Below are 11466 nucleotides of genomic sequence, written 5' to 3'. Positions count from 1 at the left end.
GTGTGTTTTGTTCTTGTGTGTTTGTCGGTGGTTTTAGCGGCGGGGTCACGCCCGGTCCCTTTCCGAACCCGGAAGCTAAGCCTGCCTGCGCCGATGGTACTGCACCCGGGAGGGTGTGGGAGAGTAGGACGCCGCCGGCATCAAAACTTGAAGTGAAGGTGTGTGGTTGGAGCGATCGCTAGTCGATTGCTCCGACCACACACTTTTTTTATGCTGATTTACCGTCACGTCAGGCACCTGAGGTTCCCTCACGGTTGGCCTGCGTGCGCACCTGACCTAGAATCGGTCAGGAAAGACAACCCCAGGAAGAGGTAGTTACATGAGCGAGTCCTCCGGCGGCAGCGGTTCCCGCGGTCAGCATCGCGGCGGAAACCAGTCCTCGAACGCCGGACGACGAGGCCCCGGCGGTCACGGCGGAAGTCGGCGCAACGCCGGCGACCGCGACGGTCGCCGCGACAGAAACCGGGGCGGCGAGCGAGGTGGATACCGCGGGCGCCGCGACGACAACGACCGCGGGCGCCGTGACGACCGCCGGGGTGGAAGGGACGAACGCCGCGACAACCGCGGTGGCCAGGGCAACCGGGACCACCGCAACGGTGGCCGCCCCAACCGCGGTGGCCAGGGACAGGGCGACGACCGCCGACGCGACCGGCACAACGGGCCCCACCGTTCCGGCTACCGCGAGGAACGGATCAGCCAGCGCAACCAGGAACCCGAGATCCCCTCGGACGTGAGCCCCAAGGAACTCGACCCCGGTATCCGCCAGGAACTCCGCAGCCTGTCCAAGGACAACGCCGACAAGGTCGCCGGCCACCTCGTCATGGCCGCCGCGCTGATGGACAAGGACCCGGAGAAGGCGCTCGCCCACGCCCGCGCAGCGAAGGACCGGGGCGGTCGCGTACCGATCACCCGAGAGACCCTCGGCATCGCCGCCTACCACGCCGGCCAGTGGAAGGAGGCGCTGACCGAGCTCCGCGCCGCCCGCCGTATGGCCGGAGGCCCCGGAATGCTCGCCGTCATGGCTGACTGCGAGCGGGGACTCGGACACCCGGACAAGGCTGTGGAGCTCGGGCGCTCACCCGAGTCCGAGGAACTGGACCCCGAGGGCCGCGCAGAGCTCGCCATCGTCGTCGCCGGTGCACAGCATGATCTCGGCGACACTGACGCCGCCCTCGCGGCGCTGCAGCCCGAGTCGGAGTCGACCGACCTCCCCGCGGCAACGGCGCTGCGGGTCACCTACGCCTACGCAGACGCGCTCCTCGCCACAGGTGACACCGTCGGTGCGCGCGAGTGGTTCGAACGCGCCGTCGAGATGGACACCGAGAACGTGCTCGACGCGGAGGATCGACTGCGCGAACTCAAGGGCGCCTGACCGATGGTGGGGCTGCAGGTACTCGACGACTACGATGTGCTGCTCGCCGACCTCGACGGCACCGTCTTCAGGGGAGGGGTGGCTGTCGAGGGGGCGCACGAGGCACTGGCGGGCCGTGACATCGTCTACATCACGAACAACGCGTCCCGCTCTCCGCGGGAGGTCGCCGACCACCTGCGCTCCCTCGACTTCCATGTCAGTGACGACCAGGTCCTCACGTCGGCCCAGGCCGCCTGCACCCTGGCGAACGACGTCCTGGACGAGAAAGGTACGCCGGTCGCGGGACGTCGGGCCTACGTCGTCGGGGCCCCGTCGTTCCGGGACCTCGCCGTGGACGCGGGTTTCGAGGTGGTGGACAGCGCCGACGATGCCCCTCATGTGGTGCTGCACGGTCACAGCCCTCAGAACGGGTGGGCGCAGTTGTCAGAGGCGGCGCTGGGCATCCGGGCCGGCGCCGAGTACGTGGCGTCGAACCTGGACACCACCCTGCCGTCGGAACGCGGCTTCCTCGTGGGCAACGGCTCCCTCGTCGCGGCAGTCGTGAGTGCCACAGGTGTCACCCCGCGGAGCGCGGGAAAGCCTCTGCCCGAGATGTTCCGCCGCGCCGTCGCGGAGTCCGGGGCCCGGCGTCCTCTCGCGGTCGGTGACCGGCTCGACACCGACATCGCCGGCGGGGTCGCCGCCGGGATCGACACCCTCTGCGTCATGACCGGGGTGTCCACCCACACTGAACTGCTGACCACCGAAGTCCGTCCGACGTACATCGCCGCGAACCTCCGGGACCACCTGACCGGCTGGTCCGCCGAGGTCCGCGGCGACCGGGTCGTGGTGTCGTCCGGCAACACCGGCGATCCGGAGGTCATGGCGGCCGAGGCGGTCGCCGTCGCGGCCCCGGCCGTCTGGGGCGAAACCGACCTCGGCCGGAGCCCCGAGGTGGTCCCGGCAGACGGGGCCGCGGCCGTGGCGATGGAGGCGTGGCGGTGAACCCCGGGGACCTCGCCGCACAGGCGGCGGCCCCGGGCGAGGGGACGTTCGACGCGGACACCCTGGTCGCCCGGGTGGACGAACTGCTGGCCTCGGACGCGGAGGGCAGCGAGGAAGCCGACCTCCTGGAACAGGCGCACCGACTGATCAATGACGCGATGGAGGGCCGTTGACCGTGCCGAAGGCGAACAGGAACCGGAGGCTCCAGCGACTCGACGCTGAACTCGTGCGTCGCAAGGAGGCCCGCTCGCGTGACCACGCCCGGGAGATGATCCTCGCCGGACGGGTCAGTGTGAACGGGATGGTGGCCACGAAACCGGCGACGGGAGTCCACGGCGACGTCTCGATCCGTGTGGCGGTCAGCGAGGGCGACCGGTGGGCGTCCCGTGGCGCCCACAAGCTGCTGGGGGCCCTCGCCGCCTTCGAACCGGAGGGGCTGACCCTGAAGGGACGCCGTGTCCTGGACGCCGGTGCCTCCACAGGGGGATTCACCGACGTCTGTCTCGACCGTGGCGCCGCGGAGGTCCTCGCCGTCGACGTCGGTTACGGGCAGCTGATCTGGCGGTTGCAGAATGACGAACGGGTGACGGTGCTGGACCGGACGAACGTGAGGACCCTGACGCCGGGGCAGCTCGGAGGTCCGGCCGACGCGATGGTCGGCGACCTGTCGTTCATCTCGGTCGACCTCGTCCTCCCGGCGCTCGCCGAGTGCATCGTCGAGGGCGGTGACCTGCTGCCTATGGTGAAACCCCAGTTCGAGGTCGGCCGGCACCGGCTCGGCCACGGCGGAGTGGTCCGTGACCCCGCCCTGCGCGCCGAGGTGACGCTGGACGTGGCACGCGCCGCGCAGCGTCACGGCCTGTCCACCAGGGCGGTGGTTGCCTCACCTTTGCCCGGCCCCAGCGGAAACGTGGAATACTTTCTGTGGTTGGTCAAGGACGGTGGCGCCGGCGCCCCCGACGAGGAGAATCTGGCCGACATGGTCGACAAGGCAGTGAAGGAGGGTCCCCAGTGACTGAAGAAGCCCCCCGGGTCCGCGAGGTGCTCCTCGTCGCACACACCGGCGCGTCCGACAAGCTCAACATGGCAGCAGCCGCCGCGCAGCGGCTGTCGGACGGCGGTCTCACCGTGCGCGTGATGTCCACCGGCGACCCCGCTCCGGTGGCGCGCCACGAGATCCTCGGCCGTTTCCCCCGGTACGGCCACACCACGGAGGCGGCGAAGGGGGTCGACCTCGTCCTCGTGCTGGGCGGTGACGGGACGTTCCTGCGTGCCGCCGACATCGCCCACGCCCAGGACGTGCCCGTGCTGGGGGTGAACATGGGGCACATCGGTTTCCTGGCGGAATGGGAGCAGGAGTCTCTGGAGGAGGCGCTGGACCGGGTGATCGCCGGCGACTACCGGATCGAGAACCGGATGACGCTCTCGATCACCGCCCGTGACATCGACGGCCGGGTGCTCGGCACCGGGTGGGCGCTGAACGAGTGTTCCGTGGAGAACCTGAACCGCCAGGGTGTCCTGGACACGATCCTGGAGGTCGACCAGCGGCCGGTGAGCTCCTTCGGCTGCGACGGTGTGCTGGTGTCGACCCCGACCGGCTCGACGGCGTACGCCTTCTCCGCCGGCGGCCCGATCCTCTGGCCGGAGCTGGAGTCGATCCTGGTGGTCCCCTCCAACGCCCATACCCTGTTCGCCCGCCCGCTGGTGGTCAGCCCCGATTCGACGGTGGCGGTGGAGACCAACCCGCAGACCTCCCCGGCGACGGCGGTGATGGACGGTTTCCGCCAGATCCACATGCCTCCGGGCGCTCGCGTGGAGATCCGGAGGGGTCCCCAGGACGTGCGGTGGGTACGGCTGGACACGGAGCCGTTCACGGACCGTCTCGTGCAGAAGTTCCGTCTCCCGGTGACCGGGTGGCGCGGACCGCGAAGGTGACGGGGATGTTGAGGGAACTGCAGATCCGGAACCTGGGTGTCATCGAGGAGGCCGTCGCCGAGTTCACCGAGGGTTTCACGGTGGTCACCGGTGAGACCGGTGCCGGCAAGACGATGGTGGTGACGGGGCTGAAGCTGCTGTCAGGTGCACGGGCGGACAGTCAGCGGGTCCGGTCGGGCACCGACCGTGCCACCGTCGACGGTGTCTTCCACACCGACGGTGACTCCGCCGCGGCCGCACTGGTCGACGAGGTGGGCGGTTACCTGGAGGACGGTGAGGTCGTGGCCTCACGGTCCGTCAGCGCCTCGGGGCGTTCGCGCGCACACCTCGCAGGACGCACCGTGGCCGCCGGCGTGCTGGGTGACTTCTCGTCCCGGCAGCTGACGATCCACGGTCAGTCCGACCAGCTCCAGCTGCTCGACCCCACCCGGCAGCTCCGGAACCTGGACAGGTTCGCTGGTCTGGACGAGGACCGCCGACGGTACCGCCGCCTGCGTCGTGAGTGGGCGGCACTGGCGCGGGACCTCCATGAGCGTACCGAGAGGCGCCGGGACCTGGCCCTGGAGGCGGAGACCCTGCGGCGCTCACTGGAGGAGATCGACGCCCTTGACCCGCAGCCGGGGGAGGACGAGGACCTCAAGGTCACCATCAGCCGACTTCAGGACGCAGACGAGGTCCGGGAGGCGGCGCTCACCGCCCTGGCGGCCATCGACGGCGGAGACCCCGACGCGGCTCCCGAGGAGACCGCGGCGGTGGAGTCACTGTCCGCCGCGTCCGCCGCGCTGTCCGGCCGGGCGTCGGCGGAGCCCCGCTTCGGTGAACTGGCGGCACGCATCAACGCCGTCGTGACCGACCTGGCGGACATCTCCGGGGAGATCGGCGCCGCCCTGTCGGACGTACCGTCGCCCGAGAGCCTGGAGGGACTGCTGGCCCGTCAACAGGACCTGCGTGAACTGCGCAAGTACGCCTCCGACATCGACGGTGTGCTCGCCTGGCGGGACCGGGCGCGTGAGCGTCTGGAATCCATCGACGTCTCCGGCGACGCCCTCGACGAACTCCGCACGAGGGTCGGGGAGGCGGCCGGTGCGATGGTCGGGGCGGCCCGGGAGCTGTCCGCGGCCCGGACCGAGGCGGCGGGACGTTTCGCAGCGGCCGTGAGCGACGAGATCGCAGGGCTGCAGATGACCTCGTCGCTGCGGGTCGACGTGCGTACCGCCGGTGGCCGTGGTGCCGCGGCCGCCGAACCCGCGGACTGCCTCGCCGACGGCATCGATGAGGTCGAGTTCCTGCTCGTCCAGGGAGGCACCCCGAACTCGCTCGCGGCCACCGCCTCCGGTGGTGAGCTGTCCCGGGTGATGCTCGCCCTGGAGGTCGTCCTCGCCGGGAGCGGACGGACCATGGTCTTCGACGAGGTCGACTCGGGTGTCGGCGGACGTGCCGCCGTGGAGATCGGACGACGGCTGGCACGTCTGGCCGTGGACAACCAGGTGATCGTCGTGACACACCTGCCGCAGGTCGCGGCGTTCGCGGACGCACACGTGCACGTGGCCAAGGCCGCGTCCGGTGATTCGGTACGCTCCAGTGTCCGCACGCTCGACGAGGCCGAACGGGTCGAGGAGCTTTCCCGGATGCTCGCCGGGCTGGAGTCCGACACCGGACGGGCCCATGCGGAGGAGCTGCTGGAGACCGCGCGGCAGGCGAAGGCGGAACTCGGCGCGGCAGGCTAGTTTGCCCGGGGCGCACCGGCGCGCCTACCCGGAAGCGGCGGGCCCAACCGCCACAATGGTCTCCATGATCTTCTCCCGTACTGACACCCCCGGCATCCACGGCCACACCCGGGACTGCACCGGGACGAACGGCACCGGCCGCCTGTCCGAGGGCGACATCGTGGTCATCGACCAGCCGGACACCGGCCGCGCGCTCGCCCAGAAGTTCATCGACGCCAAGGTCGCGGCCGTGGTGAACACGGCCACGTTCTCCACCGGCAACGTCCCGAACTTCGGGCCGCAGATGATGCTGGACGCCGGCATCGTCCTGGTGGAGAACGCCGATCCGTCGCTGACCGAACGGCTGAAGAACGGGCGTAAGGGACGGCTGCACGAGGGCAAGGTCCTCTACGGTGACCGCTCGATCGGCAAAGGCACCGTCCTCGACGAGGACACGGCCGTCACCCGCTTCGACGAGGCGCGGGAGACCCTGGCCGACCACATGGAGGCGTTCACCGGCAACACCGCCGAGTTCGTGCGCACGGAGGCCCCGCTGTTCATCGACGGCCTCGGGATTCCCGAGGTCGGGGTGGACATGGACGACCGGAAGGTCCTGGTGGTCAGCCCGGACCCGGCCGTCGACGACAAGATCAAGTCGTTGCGCTACTTCATCCGTGAGTACGAGCCGGTGATCATCGCGGTCGACGGGGCCGCGGACACGGTGCTCAAGCACGGTTACCGTCCGCGCGTGATCGTCGGCGACCCCGAGGTGATCAGCAACGAGGCACTGAACTCCGGGGCGACGATCGTCCTGCCCGCCGAACCGGACGGTCACGCGGCCGGTCTGGAACGGATCCAGGACCTGGGGGTCGGTGCGATGACCTTCCCCGCGGCCACCTCCGACTCCACCGACCTGGCGCTGCTGCTGGCGGACTACCACGGTGCGTCGATGGTGGTGAACCTCGGGCCGACCCTGGACCTGGACCGTATCTTCGACACGGCCCAGTCGCCGGACACGCCGTCGGCGATGCTGTCGCGGCTCCGTGTCGGTGGTCGGCTGGTCGACTCCACCGCCGTCGCCGAGCTCTACCGGGTCTCGCGTAGCGGCGGCGGCTGGTGGTGGGCCCTCGTCGGCGTGCTCCTGGCGATCCTGGTGATCGTCCTGATCGCCGGATTCAGCGGTCCGGGCGACTTCGCCGACAACCTCGTCGACACGTGGAACAACATCGCCCTGCGCTTCCAGGACCTGTTCTGATGGGCGCCGGGAAGACGACAGGTGTCGTGGCGCTCGGCATCGCCGTGGGCACCGCGGTGGGCTTCTACGTCCTGGCGCCGAATGTGGAGGGTGGCCCCGCCGCGGTGGACTCCGAGGCGCAGTCACGGCTCACCGCGGAGACCGACCGGGCCGATCTCGCGACCGCCGAGGGGGAGGTCTCGGACGCCGTCCTCGGGGACCTCGCCGCCGATGCCGTCGGAGACTCCCTGCGGGACCGTTCCGTCCTGGTCATGGCGACGGACGACGCTGACGAGGAGGCGGTGGACGGGGTCCGCGCGCTGATCGGTGACGCGGGGGGAGAGGACGCCGGGACGCTCCGGTTCGACCCTTCCTTCACGTCGCCGGAGTCCGGTGACGAACTCAAGTCGCTCGCCGCCGGTAGCCTGCCCAGCGGCGCCTCCCTGTCCGAGGACCGCCTCGACCCCGGCTACCATGTCGGTGAACTGCTCGGTCAGTCCCTCTCCGGTGGTCGTGGTGCGGCCAGTGAGTCCGACCGTGCCGTGGTGCTCGGCGCACTCGGCAACGCAGGTTTCTTCGCCGGGGGCCAGGACGACCTCACACCGGCCGACGCGGTCGTCGTGGTGACCGGTGGGGCCTCCGAGGGCGACGGGGACGGCAACTACTCGACCCGGTTCGTCGCCGACCTCGCCGCCGGGCTGGACGCGACCACCGGTGGCGTCGTCCTGGCCGGTGAGCACGGTGCTGCCGGACGCGACGGGGCGATCGGGCTGGTCCGTGCGGACGCCGACGCCACGGAGAACGTCAGCACCGTGGACAACGTGACCAGCGTCGCGGGACGCATCACCGTGGTCCGTGCGGTCGCCGGTCAGCTGGACGGCGACGCCGGGGCCTACGGGTCGGCGTCGAACGCCGCGGCTCCGACAGTGGAGTAGCGGCCGGCATCTGTTAGGCTGGAACCCCGTAGGTTTCAACAGTTCCAACCACGGGAGTCGATGTGTCTCAGGGCCGCAGCGAGCAGCACACCAAGTTTATTTTCGTCACCGGCGGCGTCGTCTCGTCGCTGGGCAAGGGGCTGACCGCCGCCAGCCTGGGACAACTGCTCGTCGCACGGGGGCTGACGGTCACCATGCAGAAGCTGGATCCGTACCTCAACGTCGATCCGGGCACGATGAACCCGTTCGAGCACGGTGAGGTGTTCGTCACCGACGACGGCGCCGAGACCGATCTCGACCTCGGGCACTACGAGCGTTTCCTGGACCGTAACCTCACCCAGAACGCCAACGTCACCACCGGCAAGGTGTACTCCACCGTCATCGCCAAGGAGCGTCGCGGGGAGTTCCTGGGCAAGACCGTCCAGGTCATCCCGCACATCACCGACGAGATCAAGTCGCGAATCCTGGCCCAGGCGCTGCCGGACGCCAACGGGGTGCGGCCGGACGTGGTCATCTCGGAGATCGGCGGCACGGTCGGCGACATCGAGTCCCAGCCGTTCCTCGAGGCGGCACGGCAGGTGCGTCACGAGGTCGGTCGCGAGAACATCTTCTTCATCCACGTCTCCCTGGTGCCCTACCTGGCCCCGTCGGGGGAGCTGAAGACCAAGCCCACCCAGCATTCGGTGGCTGAGCTGCGCAGTATCGGCATCATCCCGGACTCCATCGTGCTGCGGTGTGACCGCGAGGTCCCGGAAGGGCTGAAGTCCAAGATCGCGATGATGACCGACGTCGAGGAGGAGGGTGTGGTCTCCTGCGCCGACGCCGCCTCGATCTACGACATCCCGCGGGTGCTCTACCGCGAGCACCTGGACTCCTTCCTGATCCGCAAGCTCAACCTCCCTTTCCGCGACGTGGACTGGACCGTCTGGGGCGGGTTGCTCGACCGTGTCCACACCCCGTCCGGTGAGGTCACGGTGGGCCTGGTCGGCAAGTACGTCGACCTGCCGGACGCCTACCTGTCCGTGGCAGAGGCGATCCGTGCCGGTGCCTTCGGCGAGCACGTCAAGGCGAATGTCCGGTGGGTCGCCGCCGACGACTGCGCCACCCCGGAAGGGGCTGCCCGGGCGTTGGACGGGGTCGACGCGGTCGTCGTGCCCGGCGGGTTCGGCATCCGTGGCATCGAGGGCAAGATCGGGGCGGTGACCCACTGCCGTGAGAACCTGGTCCCCATGCTCGGCATCTGCCTGGGCCTTCAGTGCACAGTCATCGAGGCTGCACGTCACGCCGGGATCTCCGACGCCTCCTCCACCGAGTTCGACGAGAACACCCCCTCGCCGGTGATCTCGACGATGGCTGAGCAGCAGGCGGCGGTCTCCGGTGAGGCGGATCTCGGCGGCACCATGCGCCTGGGGGCCTACCCGGCGGTGCTCGCCGGGGACAGTGTCGTGGCAGGGGCGTACGGCACGACCGAGGTGTCCGAGCGGCACCGCCACCGCTACGAGGTCAACAACGCCTTCCGCGGTGAGATCGAGGAGAAGTCGGACCTGGTCTTCTCCGGCACCTCGCCGGACGGCACCCTCGTCGAGTTCGTCGAGTACCCCACGTCCGTCCATCCCTACCTGGTGGCCACGCAGGCGCACCCGGAGTACAAGTCGCGCCCGACACGCCCGCACCCGCTGTTCAGCGGGCTGATCCGCGCCGCCGTGCAGCGGCAGGCGAAGTAGGGGAGAGCGGGGCCTGCCCGGTGGACTACCGCACACTGTCCAGTGAGCTGCTGGTCGACGCGCCGGTCCTGGCCGTACGGCGTGACCGGATCACCACGGCGACCGGTGAGGCGGTTCGCGAGGTCGTCGAACACTTCAGTGCCGTGGCGGTGGTCGCGGTGCGGGGGTCGGGCGGCCGGCGCGAGGTGATGCTGGTGCGGCAGTACCGGCGTCCGGTCGACCGCTACCTCTGGGAACTGCCCGCCGGGCTGCTGGACGTGTCCGGGGAGGATCCCCTCGACGCGGCCCGCCGGGAGCTGGCGGAGGAGGCGGGCCTGGTGGCGGGGAAGTGGCACCTGCTCGGCGACATCTGCCCGTCGCCGGGGATCAGCGAGGAGATGTGCCGCATCTTCCTCGCCGAGGACATCCGGCCGGCGACAGCCGGCGACCCGGGGGTGGGGCAGGAGGCCACCGGTGAGGAGGCCGACATGACCACCCGGTGGCTCCCGGTCGAGGAAGCGGTGGACTGGGTCAGGGAGGGGCGCATCGAGAACGCCACGGCGGTGGCGGGTCTGCTGCACCTGCACGCCGGGACCCGCCGGGACGTCGGAGAGACATTCGTCTACCGCTCCGGACTCGCGGAACGTCGTGCCGAGGGGCGGCCGGAGGGGACGGACATGAAACATGTCCGGTGACGCACCGGAGAAGGTGACCGGGGTCTCCGGGCCTTCTGAGGCCGACCGTCGGCGGGCCAGGGCGTGGATGCGGCACCTCCGGACCGAGCGGGGACGCAGCGCGAACACGCTGGGCAGTTACCGCCGTGACGTGGAACGCTACCTCGGCTGGCTGGCAGGGCAGGGCCTGGACATGACGACGGTGACCACGACTGATGTCGAGCGGTTCATCGTCGATCTCCGACGCGGCTGCCCGGTCACCGGGGGGCGCCCACTGGCGCAGACCTCCGTCGCGAGGATTCTCAGCGCGGTGCGGGGTCTCCACCGGTTCACCGCCGCGGAGTCCGGGCTCCCGGACGTCGTCGCCGAGGTCCCGCTGTCGCCGGGGCGGCGCGACCTGCCGAAGGCGCTGACCACCGACCAGGTCCTGCGGCTCATCGAGGCCTGTCCGGTCGGTGACGGCGCCGGTCCGCTGGATCTTCGGAACCGGGCTCTGGTGGAGCTGCTGTACTCGACCGGGGCTCGCATCAGTGAAGTCACTGACCTTGACCGCGACGACATTGACCGCAACAGCGGGCTCGTGCGGGTGCAGGGAAAGGGTGGCAAGGAGCGCATACTGCCCGTCGGCTCCCCGGCGCTCGAGGCTCTCGACGCCTACCTGACACGGGCGCGTCCGTCCCTGGCGCAGCGCAGTCGGCACGGCAGTGACGCCGCGGCCCTGCTGCTGACGTCCAGGGGTGGCAGGCTGTCCCGGCAGGCCGGGTACAAGATCGTCTCGGCCGCCGCCGGACGTGCCGGGATCGGGGAGATCTCCCCGCACAGTCTGCGGCACAGTTTCGCCACCCATCTGCTCACCGGTGGGGCGGACGTGCGGGTCGTCCAGGAGCTCCTCGGCCACTCGAGTGTGTCGACCACGCAGATCT

The 11466-nt window shown here is 70.1% G+C and carries 11 protein-coding genes and 1 rRNA gene; all 12 read left to right on the top strand.

Translation table 11 applies throughout. From position 1 onward, the window contains the following. Positions 1 to 23: 23 nt before the first annotated feature. Positions 24 to 140, top strand: a 5S ribosomal RNA gene (gene rrf / locus Q0A34_RS12835). Positions 141 to 319: 179 nt separating this feature from the next. Next, positions 320 to 1372 carry a tetratricopeptide repeat protein gene (locus Q0A34_RS12830; RefSeq protein ID WP_291480391.1) on the top strand — a complete coding sequence of 351 codons (1053 nt, stop codon included), beginning with the start codon at positions 320 to 322 and terminating at the stop codon, positions 1370 to 1372. 3 nt (positions 1373 to 1375) lie between these two features. Further along, positions 1376 to 2356 (top strand): HAD-IIA family hydrolase, encoded by a 981-nt coding sequence (locus Q0A34_RS12825; RefSeq protein WP_291480390.1) that lies wholly within the window; start codon positions 1376 to 1378, stop codon positions 2354 to 2356. Beyond that, complete coding sequence (locus Q0A34_RS12820; protein ID WP_291480389.1) at positions 2347 to 2529, top strand: hypothetical protein; 183 nt, start codon at positions 2347 to 2349, stop codon at positions 2527 to 2529. Before Q0A34_RS12825 ends, Q0A34_RS12820 begins: the two co-directional genes overlap by 10 nt. 2 nt (positions 2530 to 2531) lie before the next feature. Next, positions 2532 to 3371, top strand: coding sequence for a TlyA family RNA methyltransferase (locus Q0A34_RS12815; RefSeq protein WP_291480388.1), 840 nt, complete (start codon positions 2532 to 2534; stop codon positions 3369 to 3371). Further along, positions 3368 to 4291, top strand: coding sequence for an NAD kinase (locus tag Q0A34_RS12810; protein WP_244805499.1), 924 nt, complete (start codon positions 3368 to 3370; stop codon positions 4289 to 4291). The genes Q0A34_RS12815 and Q0A34_RS12810 overlap by 4 nt, the downstream gene beginning before the upstream one ends. Positions 4292 to 4296: 5 nt before the next feature. After that, on the top strand, positions 4297 to 6018 hold the full coding sequence (gene recN, locus Q0A34_RS12805) for a DNA repair protein RecN (protein WP_291480387.1): 1722 nt from the start codon (positions 4297 to 4299) through the stop codon (positions 6016 to 6018). Positions 6019 to 6073: 55 nt separating this feature from the next. Continuing rightward, the gene (gene steA, locus Q0A34_RS12800; RefSeq protein WP_291480386.1) at positions 6074 to 7252 is read left to right on the top strand and encodes a putative cytokinetic ring protein SteA; all 1179 of its coding nucleotides are present in this window, start codon (positions 6074 to 6076) and stop codon (positions 7250 to 7252) included. Then, positions 7252 to 8166 carry a copper transporter gene (locus Q0A34_RS12795; protein WP_291480385.1) on the top strand — a complete coding sequence of 305 codons (915 nt, stop codon included), beginning with the start codon at positions 7252 to 7254 and terminating at the stop codon, positions 8164 to 8166. The genes steA and Q0A34_RS12795 overlap by 1 nt, the downstream gene beginning before the upstream one ends. A gap of 62 nt (positions 8167 to 8228) precedes the next feature. Beyond that, the gene (locus tag Q0A34_RS12790) at positions 8229 to 9890 is read left to right on the top strand and encodes a CTP synthase (RefSeq protein ID WP_291480384.1); all 1662 of its coding nucleotides are present in this window, start codon (positions 8229 to 8231) and stop codon (positions 9888 to 9890) included. Between the two features lie 20 nt (positions 9891 to 9910). Next, on the top strand, positions 9911 to 10564 hold the full coding sequence (locus Q0A34_RS12785) for an NUDIX hydrolase (RefSeq protein WP_291480383.1): 654 nt from the start codon (positions 9911 to 9913) through the stop codon (positions 10562 to 10564). Next, positions 10554 to 11466, top strand: a 913-nt coding sequence (locus Q0A34_RS12780; RefSeq protein WP_291480382.1) for a tyrosine recombinase, incomplete at its 3' end; no start/stop codon positions are given. The genes Q0A34_RS12785 and Q0A34_RS12780, both read left to right, overlap by 11 nt.

Source organism: Corynebacterium sp., from assembly GCF_022712195.1.
In the GTDB taxonomy this organism is placed as follows: domain Bacteria; phylum Actinomycetota; class Actinomycetes; order Mycobacteriales; family Mycobacteriaceae; genus Corynebacterium.
The sequence above is the reverse complement of the archived record's forward strand: the minus strand, read 5'-3'. Positions and strand labels throughout refer to the sequence as shown.